This is a genomic window from Rhodoferax ferrireducens, assembly GCF_049302455.1.
GTDB lineage: Bacteria > Pseudomonadota > Gammaproteobacteria > Burkholderiales > Burkholderiaceae_C > Rhodoferax > Rhodoferax ferrireducens_B.
Genome location: NZ_JBAQMD010000118.1, coordinates 23,574 through 38,777 on the forward strand (window position 1 = coordinate 23,574; position 15,204 = coordinate 38,777).

12 protein-coding genes are annotated in these 15,204 nt (G+C 62.8%); 4 read left to right on the forward strand and 8 right to left on the reverse strand.

Going from position 1 to position 15,204, the window contains the following annotated elements; translation table 11 throughout:
* Positions 1-10: 10 nt before the first annotated feature.
* Positions 11-832: a gamma-glutamyl-gamma-aminobutyrate hydrolase family protein gene (locus WA157_RS19745; protein ID WP_422622611.1), complete on the reverse strand. Its 822-nt coding sequence runs from the start codon at positions 830-832 to the stop codon at positions 11-13.
* A gap of 86 nt (positions 833-918) precedes the next feature.
* Between WA157_RS19745 and WA157_RS19750 the strand changes: the two genes are divergently transcribed.
* On the forward strand, positions 919-2,397 hold the full coding sequence (locus WA157_RS19750; protein WP_422622612.1) for a PLP-dependent aminotransferase family protein: 1,479 nt from the start codon (positions 919-921) through the stop codon (positions 2,395-2,397).
* 4 nt (positions 2,398-2,401) lie between these two features.
* Here WA157_RS19750 and WA157_RS19755 read toward each other — a convergent pair whose 3' ends face one another.
* The 7 genes from WA157_RS19755 to mgrA form a co-directional block, all read right to left on the reverse strand.
* Positions 2,402-3,703, reverse strand: a complete 1,302-nt coding sequence (locus tag WA157_RS19755) for an NAD(P)/FAD-dependent oxidoreductase (RefSeq protein ID WP_422622613.1) — start codon at positions 3,701-3,703, stop codon at positions 2,402-2,404.
* A gap of 12 nt (positions 3,704-3,715) precedes the next feature.
* Positions 3,716-4,636 carry an agmatinase gene (gene speB / locus WA157_RS19760; RefSeq protein ID WP_422622614.1) on the reverse strand — a complete coding sequence of 307 codons (921 nt, stop codon included), beginning with the start codon at positions 4,634-4,636 and terminating at the stop codon, positions 3,716-3,718.
* A gap of 169 nt (positions 4,637-4,805) precedes the next feature.
* The gene (locus WA157_RS19765; protein WP_422622615.1) at positions 4,806-4,946 is read right to left on the reverse strand and encodes a hypothetical protein; all 141 of its coding nucleotides are present in this window, start codon (positions 4,944-4,946) and stop codon (positions 4,806-4,808) included.
* Between the two features lie 90 nt (positions 4,947-5,036).
* The gene (locus tag WA157_RS19770; RefSeq protein ID WP_422622692.1) at positions 5,037-6,236 is read right to left on the reverse strand and encodes a threonine ammonia-lyase; all 1,200 of its coding nucleotides are present in this window, start codon (positions 6,234-6,236) and stop codon (positions 5,037-5,039) included.
* A gap of 27 nt (positions 6,237-6,263) precedes the next feature.
* Positions 6,264-7,133, reverse strand: coding sequence for a DMT family transporter (locus tag WA157_RS19775; protein ID WP_422622616.1), 870 nt, complete (start codon positions 7,131-7,133; stop codon positions 6,264-6,266).
* 115 nt (positions 7,134-7,248) lie between these two features.
* Positions 7,249-7,941 carry a helix-turn-helix domain-containing protein gene (locus WA157_RS19780; RefSeq protein WP_422622617.1) on the reverse strand — a complete coding sequence of 231 codons (693 nt, stop codon included), beginning with the start codon at positions 7,939-7,941 and terminating at the stop codon, positions 7,249-7,251.
* Between the two features lies 1 nt (position 7,942).
* Positions 7,943-8,989, reverse strand: coding sequence for an L-glyceraldehyde 3-phosphate reductase (gene mgrA, locus WA157_RS19785; protein WP_422622618.1), 1,047 nt, complete (start codon positions 8,987-8,989; stop codon positions 7,943-7,945).
* A gap of 247 nt (positions 8,990-9,236) precedes the next feature.
* On the opposite strand from mgrA, the gene WA157_RS19790 reads away from it, so the two are divergent.
* From WA157_RS19790 to WA157_RS19800, 3 genes are all read left to right on the forward strand, one after another.
* The gene (locus WA157_RS19790) at positions 9,237-9,395 is read left to right on the forward strand and encodes a hypothetical protein (RefSeq protein WP_422622619.1); all 159 of its coding nucleotides are present in this window, start codon (positions 9,237-9,239) and stop codon (positions 9,393-9,395) included.
* Positions 9,396-9,434: 39 nt separating this feature from the next.
* Positions 9,435-11,486: a phosphate acetyltransferase gene (gene pta, locus WA157_RS19795; protein WP_422622620.1), complete on the forward strand. Its 2,052-nt coding sequence runs from the start codon at positions 9,435-9,437 to the stop codon at positions 11,484-11,486.
* A 217-nt stretch (positions 11,487-11,703) separates the two neighbouring features.
* Entirely contained in the window at positions 11,704-15,141 is a 3,438-nt protein-coding gene (locus WA157_RS19800) for a DUF748 domain-containing protein (protein WP_422622621.1), read from the forward strand.
* Positions 15,142-15,204 lie beyond the last annotated feature (63 nt).

Below are 15,204 nucleotides of genomic sequence, written 5' to 3' on the forward strand. Positions count from 1 at the left end.
TTGGTGTTTTCTACAGCACATGCTCGGAACCAGGCCATCGTGCACATTGTCGTGCGCGACAGGCTGCACCGAAGGCTTCGAACAGGCGGATCGAGTGCGGGTTCTGCGCCGCCATCCACTCAGGATGCCATTGCACACCCAGGGTAAATTGCGCGAACTCCGGAATGTGGATGGCTTCTATGACGCCGTCTTCCGCATGCGCCAGGGCTTGCAGGCCATGACCCAGCGTCTTGATGCACTGACCATGCAAGGAGTTGACCGCAATTTCATCCTGCTGCATCAAACCGGCGAACCAGGTGCCAGGAACCAGACGCACCTTGTGGCTCGCCGCGTACTGTTCAGAAACCGGCGCGGCGGGGTCCTCGCGGTGATCCTTCAGGTTGTGGATCGTGTAAAGCTTCTGATGGATGTCGCCACCAAACGCGACGTTCATTTCCTGCATCCCGCGGCAAACACCAAGCAGCGGCAGGCCCATAGCCAGCGCCAGGCGAATGGTCGGCAAATCAAACCGATCGCGATCTTTGTCTTGCGCTTTTTCGGGCGTCAGATTGTGCTGGCCGTACAGTGCCGGATCAATATTTGTACCGGCGCCGGTCAGGTAGACCCCATCGACCATGGACAGGTATTGTTCGATGTCTTGCGTGCCAAAACAGGTCGGCGCCAGCACTGGCAAACAGCCTGCGTGCTCAATCAGTGGCCGAATGTACTTGACGGTCATCACCTGATACGGATGACCGTGGCGTTCTTGTGCGCCCATGGACATCAGCACCACAGGTTTGCGTTTGGCGCCCTGGGTTGTCGGTCGCCGGACCCTGGAAAGCGGTTTTGTCATAACTGACTCGGTATTCTTTTCCCCATTGTGCCTGCGCAATTGGTTCACAATGGGGGCCGATTTAACCCAGTTGATGGTGCCACCTCATGCTCTCCGAATATTTATTGACAGAAATTGCACGCCTGGGCTTGCAGACCAAGCTGCCGCTGCACCGACAGTTATATGAAGCGCTACGCCGCGCCATGCTGGATGGCAAATTGTGCGCAGGTCAGCGCCTGCCGTCCAGTCGCGAACTGACACAGGATTTGGGCCTGTCGCGCAACACGGTGGTGGCAGCACTCAACCAGTTGGCCGTCGAGGGCTATCTGGTCAGCCATATCGGTAGCGGCACTTTTGTCAATGACAGTGTCCCCAAGGCTGCGCCCCGCCACCGGTCGGCCCACGAGAAGCAGGGTGCGACATTGTCCCGACGTGGCCAGGCACTGGCGACGACGTTTTGTGCCACGCAACTTGAGGTTCAGCCGTTTACCCCCGGCATCGCCGACTTCAGCGCTTTTCCCGTGGCTTTATGGCAGCGCCTGCAAAACAAGCACTGGCGCATGACCTATCCCGACATGCTGGACTACAACTTTTCCGGCGGCTACGGGCCGCTGCGCCGGGCTGTTGCCGACTATCTGCGCGTCTTTCGCAGCGTGCCGCTTGATGTCGATCAAGTCATCATTACCAGCGGCACCCAACAGTCGATGGAACTGTGCGCACAACTGCTCACCGACCACTCTGATACCGTCTGGCTGGAGGACCCGGCCTATTGGGGTGCCATCAAAGCCTTTATGGCGACCGGCTTGAACCTGCATTCAGTGCCGGTCGATCAGGAAGGTATTGCACCCCAAGCTGAGGACGAAGCCAAGCCGCCACGCCTGATCTATGTGACGCCATCCCACCAGTACCCGACCGGTGCCGTGATGTCGCTGGCGCGGCGGCACCAGATTTTGTCGATTGCCCGCCGCCACAAAGCCTGGGTTCTGGAAGACGACTATGACAGTGAATTCCGTTTTAGCGGGCCACCGATTTCGTCACTGGCCGGCCTCGACACCGACCAGCGCGTGCTTTACCTGGGTTCATTCTCGAAAGTGCTCTATCCCGGCCTCAAACTGGGCTACCTGGTCGTACCCAAGATGCTCGTGCCGCCGTTCAAGCAGGCGCACTACGACCTGAACCGGCCGGGCCAGATGCCGCTGCAAGCGGCGCTGGCCGAATTCATTGAAATGGGGTATTTCGCCAGCGCGCTGCGCCGTGCCCGCCAGGGCTACGCCGAACGCAGGCAGTGTTTGCTCGCCGCGCTGCAACCCTGCCTTGGGCCATACGCTCACATCTCCGGCGCCGAGCAGGGCTTGCACCTGTGTGTGCGGCTGCCCCCTACACTCGACGACAAGGCCCTGGCGCAGCGCCTTGGGGAACTTGGTTTGACCGTGCGCGCCTTGTCTGCGTATTGTCTGCAACGCACCGACGCCAAAGGCCTGGTCATTGGTTACGGCTATGCGACCTTGACTGACATTGCGCATTACGGCCCCCTGGTCGCCCAAGCGATTGCTGGCGCACTGGCGTGTTTGACACCCAAGGCTTGAGTCTTTACAGGGCGTCGCGCAGCCGGTGATACAGCGTGCCAAGTACCAGACTGGGCATACGCAACAGCGGCCCACCGGGAAACTTGCGGTGCTGCAACTTCGCAAACACGTCAAAGCGCTCGGCTTGCCCGGCCACCGCTTGCGCCACCACGCGCCCTGCCAATCCGGTCAATGCCACGCCGTGGCCGCTAAAACCCTGCAAGTAATACAGGTTGTCACCCAAACGGCCAAAGTCGGGTGCGCGGTTCATGCTGATATCGACAAAACCGCCCCAGACGAAGTCAATCGGCACCTCCCGCAGCGCCGGGAATACCTCGCCCATGCGCCGCGCCATGATGTCTTGCAGGTGGGCCGGTGTTCGGGTGGTGTAGCTGACCCGGCCACCAAACAGCATGCGATGGTCGGCGCTGAAGCGAAAGTAATCGAGGATGAAATTATTGTCACAGGCGCTGGCGTTGCTCGGGATCAGGCGCTGGCACAAACCGGGAGCCAGCGGCGCGGTGCCAATGATGTAGGTTCCCACCGGCATGATGCGCGGGGTGATATCGGGCGCCACCGCTGGACCGTATTCAGCCAGCGTGCAGTTTCCGGCCAGCACGCCGAACTTGGCAGTCACCGCCCCCTCGGCCGTGCGTGCCACCAAACGGCTGCCGCGCTTGATGGCCAGCACCGCCGAGTGTTCAAAAATCTGCACCCCCAGCGCTTTGGCGGCACGCGCCAACCCGAGCCCGTACTTCAGGGGATGCAGGTGACCGGACTGCCGCTCAAACGCCGCCGCACAGTAGCGTGGGCTCTGAATGTGGCGCTGCACATCGGCGCCTTTCGCCAACTCCGTCACAAAACCATAGTCGCGCTCCATGGAAGTCAATTCGGCTTCCAGCGCGCGCGCTTTGCGTCGGGAGTCGGCCAGGTAGAGATAACCCTTGACGTGATCGCAATCAATCTGGAAGGCTTTGACGCGCTCATCAATCATGGCCAGGCCTTCCACCGTCATCTCCCACGCCAGTCGCGCATGGGCTTTGCCGAGCTGTTGTTCAAAGGGCGCTTGTCCACCGGAAAAACCCACAATCGCCTGGCCGCCGTTGCGCCCGGATGCGCCGCTGCAAACCCGGTCGGCCTCCAGCACCACCACCTGGTAGCCGCGTTGCGCCAGTTCAATGGCCGCCGACAGTCCGGCAAACCCGGCACCTACGACCAACACGTCGGCATTCAGGTCCCCACGCAAAGGCGGGCCCACCGGCGCGCGCTGTACGCTGGCTTCGTAATAACTTTTCTGGTTCAGTTGGGTATCTGACGCAAGCAACATGAATGGCAGTCTTCAGAGCAGAACTTTGGCCACTTGGCCGCACAGATAAGTCCAAACCAGCGTGGCGGCTGCGCTGCTGGTGAGTTCAGCATGGTCATCAGCCGGTGCCACCTCCACGCAATCCATGCCAATCATGTTGAGGGGCGCCAACTCTTCCAGCAAGGTCAACACTTGCGAGCTGCTCAGGCCGCCCGGCTCCGGCGTGCCGGTGCCGGGCGCAAACGCCGGATCGAGACAATCGATATCCAGTGTCAAATAACAAGGGCGGCTGCCCAGTCGAGTGCGAATTTGCTCGATCACCGGTTGCAACCCGGGCCCATCGAGTCCGCGCAATTGCCGGGCGGTGAAAATCAAACCACCTTGATCCTGCACATACTCGCGGGCGGCCCGCTCGCCACTGGAACGCAGCCCGATTTGCACCGTATGCTGCGGGCTCACCAGCCCCTCAGCCATCGCCTCGTAAGCCCAGGTGCCGTGGCCCGAAGGCTCGCCGAAATGATCGGTCCATGTATCGCAGTGCGCATCAAAGTGCACCAGGGCGAGTTCACCGTGCTGCGCCCGGGCCGCGCGCAACAGGGGCAAGGTGACCGAATGATCTCCGCCCAGGAAAACGCAGTGATGCCCGGCCATCAGCGCCGCTGCCTGCGCCTGGATCTGCTGGCGCACGTCGGCCAGCGGTGAGGCATTGGGCAGGCGCATGCCAAGGGCATCGCCGAGGTGGCCGATCGGTGAGACGCCAAAAAACGGATGCAAACCGTCACACAGCATCAAGCTGGCGCGCCGAATCTCCTGCGGCCCAAAGCGGGCGCCGGGTCGATGGGTCACGGCCCCGTCAAAAGGAACGCCGACCACCGCGAATGGCTGAGCAGCAAGCTCGGGCACCGCGAGGAAACGGTTGCTGTTGTTGGCGTACGAAAACTGACCCAGGCCCATCAGAACCCCTCCTTATAGTGGAGCCTGAAGGTACCTCAATTTGCGCGTGCTGACAGGTGCCAATTGGCGCTGCTCGCGGCAAGCCACTGAAACGCGGTTAGATGATGGATCGAATCAAAGTCGCCCGTCCGGCCTCAACGGTTGGACGGGGCCCGCGCACGCCCGGCGCTCAGGCCATGAAGACGGCAATAAAGGCCAGTAAAAATATCAATACAGCGCCCGCCAGAGGCAACACAATGGGCATGTAGGGCAAAACCCCTTCCACAACGTCAGTTTCAGGAGCTTGCTCGTGGGATGCAGGGCTGGACATGGTGATTCCTCGGGTGTTTGGTTGGGCTATTGGTTGAATTTTACCCATGCCGACCGAGTCGCGCCGGTTGTCCACCCGCGGACCCTGCCGCTAAATCAGTTGCGCCTCCAGCCCGGCTTGGTGCAACTGGGCCAGCACCTCCGCAATGTGTTGCGGCCCCCGCGTCTGGATCACCAGCTCGACTTCAACATTTTGAGCCGCCAGCGTGGTAAAGGCGCGCTGGTGGTGCACCTCATTGATATTGGCCCCGGCCTCGGCCACCGTGGTGGTGATTTTGGCCAGCGTGCCCGGAATATCCCGCGCGCTGACGCGAATACGCGCCAGCCGCCCGGCGCGCACCATGCCGCGCTCGATGATGGCGGCCAGCAACAAGGGGTCGATATTGCCGCCGGACAGCACCAGCCCAACCTTCTTGCCCTTGAAGCGCTCCGGATACTTGAGCAAGGCCGCCAGGCCCGCTGCACCGGCGCCTTCGACCAGTGTTTTCTCCACTTCCAGCAGCATGACGATGGCCTGCTCGATGTCGCCTTCGTCCACCAGCACCAGGTCATTGACCAGCCGCGCGATGATGGCCAGTGGAATTTGGCCGGGCGTCCCGACGGCAATGCCTTCGGCAATGCTGCTGCTGCCCTGCGGGTGGTGCGTGCCCTTGATGGCATTGAACATGGCCGGGAAACGCGTGGTTTGCACGCCAATGATCTCGATATCGGGCTTGATGGCCTTGGCCGCCGTGGCCATGCCCGCAATCAGACCGCCGCCGCCGACTGACACCACCAGCGTGTCCAGGTCCGGCACATCCTGCAGCATTTCCAGAGCAACCGTGCCTTGGCCGGCCACGATATCCGCATCGTCATAGGGATGGACAAAAACAAGCCGTTGCTGCTCAGCCAGCGCCAGCGCGTGGGCACGAGCCTCGTCCAGCGTGTCGCCATGCAGAACGATCTCGGCGCCAAAACCGCGCGTGCGCTCCACTTTGACGCCCGGCGTGAAGCATGGCATCACAATCACGGCGCGCAGGCCCAGGCGTTGCGCGTGGTAAGCCACCCCTTGCGCGTGGTTGCCGGCGCTCATGGCAATAACGCCGCGCTGGCGTTCTTCAGCGCTGAGTTGCGCCAGTTTGTTGCAGGCGCCGCGCTCCTTGAAGGAGGCGGTGAACTGCAGGTTCTCGAATTTGAGGAATACCTGGGCCCCGGTGATGTCAGACAGGGTGCGCGACGCCACGCAAGGCGTGCGCAACAGCTGGCCTTGCAGGCGGGCGGCGGCGGTTTGGATGTCGTTGAGCTGGATCATGCGTGCATTGTCCATGAGACGCCAAGCTCAGTTCCTCCGGGTCCCCAGCAAGGCCGCGCCGATGATCAAGGCAGCTGCCAGCGCCACGCTCCAACTCAGGGCGCGCCCGGTCACCTGCATCAGGAGCACGGTGGACGCGAGCGGCGTCAGGTAGCTCAGAATGCCAACGTGCCGTACGTCGCCGAGTTTCAAGGCCTTGTCCCACAGAAAAAAAGCCGCTCCCAGTGGCCCCAGTCCCATGGCCAACAACAGCAGCCAATCATGCCCCGTCAGTTGCACCGGCGGCTCAAGCACCCAATGGCAGACCAGGGAAAGCAGACCGGCCAACAAGCCAAACAAACCAATCGCAGTAGTGGAAAAGCCCTTGCCGCTCAACGCAACGCGCTTGGTTTGCAGCGAATAATTGGCCCAGACAATCGCTGCGGCCAGCGCCAGCAAATAACCCCATCCCGCGGCGGATGACGTCAGGTTGGCGCTGGCATCGGTTGAGACACGTCCGCCCCAAATGGCCAGCGCGGCACCGGCAAAACCCAGCGCCGCCGCCATGAAATGGACAGCGCGCAGCCGGATGCCCGGCACATACAGCGGCGCCAGCACCACAATCAACAAGGGCCACAGGTAGTTGATCAGGTTCACCTCCACCGCCGGCGCCATGCGCAAAGCAATGAACAAAAAAAAGTGATAACCAAACAGAGACGAAACACCCAGAAACAGGGTGCCGGGCGCGACCCGCCATTGCCGTGGGTTTTTGAACACAAACGGCCACGCCAGGACACTGCCGAGCCCCAAGGAAATACCGGTCAGCAAAAAGGGTGGCACGTGTTTGAGCAAGACGCCCAGAGCGGCAAGAGACGCCCACAGGCAGATCGCGGCGAGCGCGTACAGATTGGCTTTCATGGGTCCCAAGCTTAATCAGCTTGTTGACGCGCAGCGACGGTCTTGCGTTGCACAGCAACGCTTTGCAAAATCGGGCGCGCGGCGGCGTGGTGTACAGAAGGCCGGCGCGGCGCAATCAAGTCTGGCTGCCATGCCGCCGCATGGCAGCAGCCAGCGCGGAGGCGGACTGGTAGCCGCAGCGGTGCGCCACCGCCCCGACACTCAGGCCGGTCGTTCGCAATGCCCGGGCGCGGGCCAGGCGCAGGTCGCGCAACCATTGGATCGCGCTCATGCCGGTCTCCCGGCGGCAGCGCGCGGCAAATTGTGTCGGGCTTAAAAACACCTGCTGCGCCAGATCGGCCACCGTCAATGGTTCGTGCAAATGCAACTGGCCCCAGCGGCCAAGGGCGTCCCAGTCAATGTGCCGCCGGCTGCGCGTGGATGCCGGGACGGGCGCACGCCAGCAATCGAGCAGAAGCAGCGGGCCGTATTGAAGGGCCAGCGTGTTGTGCTGCGCCAGGGCCAGCCTGAGATAGCCAGCCAGCGCCAGTGCTGCGGCCGAGTGGGCGGGGCCAGTCGGGCAATCGGCCCACGCCGCTTGCGTGGTGTCCAGCACCAGGCAGCGGGCACCGGCACGCGCCTCGAAATCATGGCGCGCGCCCGGCGCGATCACGCAGCCGTCCCCGGCTGCAATGCGTCGTCCCCTGCCCTGCACTTCCAGCGCCAACTCGCCTTCCATACCCAGCAGCACCTGGAAGTGATCGTGCGCATGGCTGCCGGGCGAGGGGCCGTACTGGCGCAGTGACAGGGCGTTACCGATCTGGCGCATGTCAGTTCGGCCGCTGGTCGGTGGCGGGACGTTGCCACAGGTTGATGCCACATTCCACCGCGTGCTGGTCAATGGCAGCCAACTCTGCGGTAGAAAACTGCATGTTTTGCAGCGCCTCCACCAGTTCAATGATTTGCGCCGGGCGGCTGGCACCGATCAGCGCGGACGTCACCCGCTTGTCGCGCAGTACCCAGGCGGTTGCCATTTGCGCCAGGCTTTGCCCGCGTTCGAGCGCAATCTGGTTCAAGGCGCGCACATGTGTGAGATTTTGTTCGCTCAGGTGCTCAGCCTTGAGCGAGCCGCCGCCCGGGCGGTTGATACGCGAATCAGCCGGGACGCCGTTCAGGTACTTGTCGGTCAACAGGCCCTGCGCCAGTGCGCTGAAGGCGATGCAGCCCATGCCGGTGTCATCCAGCGCGTCGAGCAGGTCTTCTTCCACCCATCGGTTCAACAGGCTGTAAGACGGCTGGTGGATCAGCGGCGCCACGCCCATGTTTTTCAAAATGGCCGCCGCTTCGCGGGTTTTGGCCGCCGAGTAGCTGCTGATACCCACATACAGGGCCTTGCCCTGCCGCACGGCGCTGGCCAGGGCTCCACAAGTTTCTTCCAGCGGGGTGTCGGGGTCGAAGCGGTGCGAGTAAAAAATGTCCACGTAGTCCAGGCCCATGCGTTTCAAGCTCTGGTCCAGACTGGCCAGCAGGTATTTGCGTGAACCACCACCCTGACCATAAGGGCCGGGCCACATGTCCCAGCCAGCCTTGCTGGAGATGATGAGTTCATCACGGTAGGGCCGGAAGTCGCGCCGCAGGTGTTCGCCAAAGTTGGTTTCGGCGCTGCCATAGGGCGGGCCGTAGTTGTTGGCCAGGTCGAAGTGAGTGATGCCCAGATCAAAGGCGGTGCGCAGCATGGCGCGCTGCGTGGCCATCGGCGTGGCGTCGCCAAAGTTGTGCCACAGGCCCAGAGAAACAGCAGGCAGTTTCAGGCCGCTGCGGCCGCAGTTGCGGTAGGGCATGGCGTCGTAACGGGTGGGGTTGGCGTAGTAGGTCATGGTTGTTGTTTCATTCCATATTCTTGGGTTAAAGATAGCCTCAAGCCCTTAGGCAGCCTGCCTGAGCAGTTATCAGCGCGAGTTCCCCGCAAAGAACAAAAAAGCAGGGTACGCCTGTCTGTGTGCTTTTGCGAAGCCATCCATCACGGCGACTCAAATACGACCCACAATTTTGCAAACAATTTTATGCAGTAGTTTCAGGGTGGTTTGCTGGGTCAGTGTTGTCGGACGTAATGAACTGGTGGCCATGCTGACTTTGGTGCGTAGTACCGGGGCGGTGATGGTGCGCACTGAAAATGCCGAAGGACGGATGGAGCTCGACACCGCGTTGCGTGACAACACTTATGTCAATAAGGTAAATCCCTTAAGCAATTATGATGCAGCACACAAATCCTTCTCCATTTGACCGGGAGGGGTTGGTGATCAAAAGCGGAGTTCTCCCCCTATGCGTACGTATTTCCTGGCGCCAACACAACCTAACGTCGGCCTGACCTCGGTCTCACTCGGTCTCTTGCGGGCGCTGCAGCAGCGCGGACTGAAAGTGGCGTTTGTCAAGCCGATCACCAAGCGCACGGCCGACACCGAACCTTCGGTCCTGTTCGCACGCAGCATCTGTCATCTCCAGAACACCCCCGACCCCTTGCCCATGAGTCTGGTGACACAGCGCGTCAGCAGCGGCCAGACGGATGAACTGCTTGAAGAGATCGTCAGCCTTGCCATGTCCTGCACCAAGGAGGCCGATGTGCTGCTGGTCGAAGGTATTCATGCGGATCCGAGCAGGATATTCATTCCGCGCCTGTCGGGTCAGATCGCCCGAAGCCTGCAGGCGGACGTGGTCCTGGTGGCCAGCGCCGCGGACGCGCAGGGCATCGCCGAGACCAACTACCTGATTGCCCAGATCCGCAATGTCGGTCGCCATGTGGTGGGAGTCATCTTCAACCGTGCACCTGCGGACTTCGATGAAGCCGCCGCCGCCCGGCAATTGGACGGCGTGCCGATCTGGGGCGTCGTCAAAGAAGACCCAGCGCTGTCGGCGCCGCGCATGATCGACGTGGCCCGCCATCTGGGCGCTGAAGTCATGATTGAGGGCGACATCGCGACCCGGCGCATGCTTGAAACAGTCCTGTGCGGGCGCTCCGTGGCCGAAGTCATTCCGCGCCTCAAACCCGGCACACTGGTGGTCACTGCCGGCGACCGCGACGATGTGATACTGGCCACTGCGCTGGCGGCCAGCAACGGCGTTGAGCTGGCCGGCCTGATGCTGACCCACCACAGCGCCATCAGCCCGCGGATCGAACGCTTTGCCTCACTCGCCTTTCACAGCGGCCTGCCGGTGTTGCGCACCGACGGCGACAGCTATGAAACCGCCGCCCGCATCAGCCGCTTGCCCCTGGCGGTACCGCAGGACGATCTGGCCCGGATGGATAACGTGATCGAAAGCGTGGCCGAACAGCTTGATGGCAATATGATTTTTGCCGGGCTGGAGCGTGCCGCACCGACGCGCGTGTCGCCGCCGGCCTTTCGCCACCAGTTGATTCAGAAGGCTCGGGCCGCCAACAAGCGCATCGTGCTGCCAGAAGGCGACGAACCCCGCACGATCCGTGCAGCTGTCATTTGCACCGAGAAAGGCATCGCGCGCTGCGTTTTGCTGGGCAAGCGCAAAGTGATCCATTCGGTGGCTGACGCGCTGGGGATCGAGCTGCCAAAAGGGCTTGAGATACTGGAACCCAGTGAGATTGCCGAACGCTATGTGGCGCCCATGGTGGAACTGCGCAAGAGCAAAGGACTGACGCCCGGGCAGGCCCTGGTCGCATTGGAAGACACCGTCGTACTCGGCACCATGATGCTGGCAGTCGGCGAAGTTGATGGCCTGGTCAGCGGCGCGGTGCACACGACGGCCAGCACGGTGCGCCCTGCGTTGCAGTTGATCAAGACGGCGCCGGGTTCGTCGATCGTATCGTCCTGCTTCTTCATGTTGATGCCCGAGCAGGTTCTGGTTTACGCCGACTGCGCGATCAACCCCAATCCGACCGCCCAGGAGCTTGCCGACATCGCCAAGCAGAGCGCCGACAGCGCACTGGCCTTCGGCATCGAACCCAAGGTCGCGATGATCAGCTACAGCACCGGGGAATCCGGATCGGGTGACGATGTCGAGAAGGTCCGCACGGCCACCGCGCTGGCGCATGCCCGCTGGCCGGAGCTGGTGCTCGATGGCCCGATGCAATACGACGCGGCCGCCGTGCGTGAAGTCGGCGAGCAGAAGGCGCCGGGCAGCGCGGTTGCGGGGCAGGCGACGGTTTTTATATTCCCCGATCTGAATACGGGCAATACCACCTACAAAGCGGTTCAGCGTTCGGCGAAGGTCGTGTCGGTCGGTCCCATGCTGCAGGGCTTGCGCAAGCCGGTGAATGATTTATCTCGCGGCGCGTTGGTCGATGACATCGTGTTTACGATCGCGCTCACAGCCATCCAGGCAGAGGCGATGGCTCGGCGATGAGGCGGCTCATGTTGAGCACGGCCAAAGAATCCATTCTCGCTTCACGCTGCATGGGCACAGGGCACCCGCGATGGGTCGATGGGTCTTCCTGTCGCTCATGCGATTGACTCGCGCTCTGGTCCTTCCGTCTTCTTCCAGTTCAGCCGCCAAAGGGGCATACTCACAGCAGCGGCGCTGATTTCCGCCCTCCAGAACAAGAGGCGACCAAGGGGTAACAATGGCCAGACAGAGCTTTCAGTGGGCAAACATTCGGTGGAAGCGGTGGGTTGCGGGCGCGGCGGGCCTGCTTGCCGCCTATACGGTGGCCGGGTTTTGGCTGGTTCCGCTGCTGATCAAGCATCAGGTCCCCCAGTTCGGGCAGACCGAACTGGCGCGCCAGGCGACGATCGGCGAGGTCCGTTTCAATCCCTTCACTTTGCGCCTGGAGGCGCAGGATTTACGCCTGGCCGAGGCCGATGGCACGCCGCTGTTCGCGGTCGGCAAACTCGCCGTGGCACTGCAATGGAAATCCCTGATCCGGCGTGCCTGGAGTTTTTCCGATATCCGCATCACCGCACCGAGCGCGAACCTGGCGATCGCGCCGGACGGTAAATTCAATCTCGCCGAGCTGCTGGCCACGCTTGAGCGCCGACCGCACGAAGCTTCCACCGACACCAGCCTGCCACGCGTGGTCGTCGAGCAACTCACGCTGGAACAGGGCACGGTGGACATGCACGACCGGCGGGCCGGTTATGACAACACCTTTTCGCCGATCGATTTTTCGCTGAGCAATTTCAGCACCTTGCCGGAGCAGAACGACGCTCATACTTTCACCGCCCAGTCCGCGCGCGGCGGCAAGATGCGCTGGAAGGGCACTGCGTCGGTGAACCCGATCCGCGCCAGCGGCGAAGTGACCCTCGAAAACGCCTCACTGCCGGAGCTGGCGGTCTATCTCAAGTCGTACACCCGTGCGAGGGTGGCAGCCGGGCAGCTTTCCGCCACCTTGCCGTACAGCCTGTCCTACGCGGACGGCAAGTTTGAAGCCAGCCTGGAAGGCGCCAAGGTGTCGCTGCGCGATCTGGCGCTGGCGCGCGAGGGCGTTACCGATTCCTTCGCCGCGCTGACGCGCCTGGACATCAACGGCATCAACGCCGATCTGGCACGTCGCCAGGTGACGGTGGGCGAGGTACGCGCCGACGGCGGCAAGCTCAGTGTCAAACGCGACGCCAGGGGTGAACTCGACCTGGCGAATCTCATGATCGCCAGCGCGGGTCCGGCGGCCTCGGGGCCGGCTGCCGCGGTGGCTGTCAACAACTGGAAGCTGGCGGTCAAGCAAGTGCTGTTCGATCAGGTGGCGGTCAGCGCGGTGGACGAAACGGCCAGACCGCCGCTCAAGTTGAACGCGGGCAAAGTTCGGCTGCAGTTGCAGGTGGCCGCCGAGCAGGCCGGCGCCAACTTCCAGCTCAAGCTCTCGCAGGCTGCCCTTTCGCTCACTGACCTGGTGCTGTCCAGCGGCGCGCAAGCCCCGTTCAAGCTGGCGCAGCTCGGTTTCACGGACGGCACACTTGACCTCGCTGCCCGGCAGGCCAGCGTCGGGCGCCTCTATGCCGAGGGCGGGCAACTGCAGCTCGTGCGTGCGCGGGACGGAAAACTCAATCTCATGGCGCTGTTGCCCCGATCCAGCGCGACCGGACCGCAGGCTGCGGCGGCAGCCGGCAAGCCATGGGTCGCCGTGGCCAAGACCGTCGAATTGAGCAAGTTCGGCGCCGATGTGGCGGATCAGGGCGCCGGCGTCAAGGTTCAGGTCACCGACCTTGCGCTGAAACTCGAAGGCGCCAGCAGCGATCTCAAGCAGTCGGTCAAGTTCAACACCGACCTGAAGCTGCGCGAAGGGGGGCAGTTCACGGCACAAGGCAGCGTGGTCCCGGCCAGCAGGGAAGTGCAGGCCGATGTGCGTCTCAAGCAGCTCGCGCTGGCGCCCTTGCAGCCCCTGCTGGCCCAATACCTGAAGCTGAAAATCGCCGCTGGCCAGGTGTCCGCGCAAGGACAACTCACCACCGGCGCGGGCACGGCCAAGAGCGCGGGCCTGCGCTACGTGGGCGCGCTCAACGTCGCCGGGCTGAAGCTCAATGAACAAGACGGTGGCCTGTTCGCCGCGTGGAAGAACGTAGCTGCCGACAAGTTCACGGCCAGCTTCAGCCCCAACCGGCTCGACATCCCCGAACTGCGTGTAGTCGAACCCAACGCCACGCTGATCATCGAAGACGACCGCAGTTTCAATGCGGCCCGCCTGCTGGTGCAGCCCAATGCCGGCGCGAAAGTCGAGGCGCCGACTCAGGCTAAGGCCAAGGCTGGCGACGAACCGTTCCCGGTTCGCATCCGGCGCGTGCGCTTCCAAAACGCCAAGCTGGACTTCACCGATCTCAGTTTGCGGCCGCAGTTCAGCGCCAAGATATACGAGCTCAACGGCGTAATCAACGGACTCTCATCGAACCGCGAGGCGCGCAGCCAGATCGAGCTTGACGGCCGGGTCGACGAATTCGGCCTGGCGCGCATCCGCGGCGAGCTCAACCCCTTCGCGCCGCGCAACAACACCGACATCAACGTCGTGTTCAAGAATGTCGACATGGTGCCGGCCTCGCCCTACAGCATGAAGTTCGCCGGCTACAAGGTCGCCGAAGGCAAGATTTCGCTGGACCTGCAATACAAAATACGCGACAGCCAGCTGGAAGGCGCCAACCAGATCGTCATTGACAAGCTGACCCTGGGCGAGCGGGTCGACAGCCCCGATGCGCTCAAGCTGCCGCTGCAACTGGCAATCGCCATCCTCAAGGACAGCAATGGCCGCATCGACCTCGGCCTGCCAATCTCGGGCAACCTCAGTGACCCGCAGTTCAGCTACGGCGCCATCATCTGGAAGGCCATCGGGAACCTGCTGACCAGGATCGTCACCGCGCCGTTCCGCGCATTGGGCAGCCTGCTGGGCGTCAGCGGCGAGAAGCTGGAGTCGATCGACTTCGATGCCGGCAGCGACAGGCTGCTGCCCCCGGAGCGCGAAAAGCTCAAGCAGGTGGCGCAGATTCTGGGCAAGCGCGCGCAACTGAAACTCTCGGTGCCCGCACAGTACAGCGAAGCAGCCGATGGCGCCGCCTTGCGGGCGGGCGCAGTGCGGGTCGAGGTCGCCCGCCGTGCCGGCATCAAGCTCCAGGCAGGCGAAGAGCCCGGTCTGATGAACCTGGGTGATCGCGCGGTGCGCGGCGCGATGCGCGACCTGTATGCCGAGCGCTTCGGCGAGGCGGAACTCGACAAGCAGAAAAAGGCAGCGGAAGGCGGCGCCGCCGCTCCCGCTGCTGCGGCGAGCATGCCGGACACCAAGACCGCAGCGGCCCAGGCGAAACTGCCGCTCTGGCAGCGCGTCGGCAAGATAATCCAGGGCGAACCGCAGGTGGCCGATGCCAGTGCCTTCTACAAGCAGTTGCAGGAGCGCCTGAACCAGAGCCAGCCGCTGGCCGCCGACGCCTTGGCCAAGCTGGGCGCGCGGCGAGCCGAGGCGATTCTGGCCGCGCTCAAGGAAGCCGGCGTCGACCCCGCACGCGCCGCTGCGGCGGCGCCCGAGAAGATCGAATCCGATATTGGCAAGCCGGTGCCGCTCAAACTGGGGCTGGCGGCGAAGTAGCGCTGCGAACTTTTCCCAAGTCTCTGGTGAAGGACGGTGCGCGCTCCGAGCGCCTGCACGATC

Coding starts and splice junctions, on each gene's coding strand:
- pta (WP_422622620.1), top strand. CDS start 9,435: ATGCGTACGTATTTCCTGGCGCCAACACAACCTAACGTCGGCCTGACC.
- WA157_RS19790 (WP_422622619.1), top strand. CDS start 9,237: ATGCTGACTTTGGTGCGTAGTACCGGGGCGGTGATGGTGCGCACTGAA.
- WA157_RS19750 (WP_422622612.1), top strand. CDS start 919: ATGCTCTCCGAATATTTATTGACAGAAATTGCACGCCTGGGCTTGCAG.
- WA157_RS19745 (WP_422622611.1), bottom strand. CDS start 832: ATGACAAAACCGCTTTCCAGGGTCCGGCGACCGACAACCCAGGGCGCC.
- speB (WP_422622614.1), bottom strand. CDS start 4,636: ATGGGCCTGGGTCAGTTTTCGTACGCCAACAACAGCAACCGTTTCCTC.
- WA157_RS19755 (WP_422622613.1), bottom strand. CDS start 3,703: ATGTTGCTTGCGTCAGATACCCAACTGAACCAGAAAAGTTATTACGAA.
- WA157_RS19770 (WP_422622692.1), bottom strand. CDS start 6,236: ATGATCCAGCTCAACGACATCCAAACCGCCGCCGCCCGCCTGCAAGGC.
- WA157_RS19765 (WP_422622615.1), bottom strand. CDS start 4,946: ATGTCCAGCCCTGCATCCCACGAGCAAGCTCCTGAAACTGACGTTGTG.
- WA157_RS19775 (WP_422622616.1), bottom strand. CDS start 7,133: ATGAAAGCCAATCTGTACGCGCTCGCCGCGATCTGCCTGTGGGCGTCT.
- WA157_RS19780 (WP_422622617.1), bottom strand. CDS start 7,941: ATGCGCCAGATCGGTAACGCCCTGTCACTGCGCCAGTACGGCCCCTCG.
- WA157_RS19800 (WP_422622621.1), top strand. CDS start 11,704: ATGGCCAGACAGAGCTTTCAGTGGGCAAACATTCGGTGGAAGCGGTGG.
- mgrA (WP_422622618.1), bottom strand. CDS start 8,989: ATGACCTACTACGCCAACCCCACCCGTTACGACGCCATGCCCTACCGC.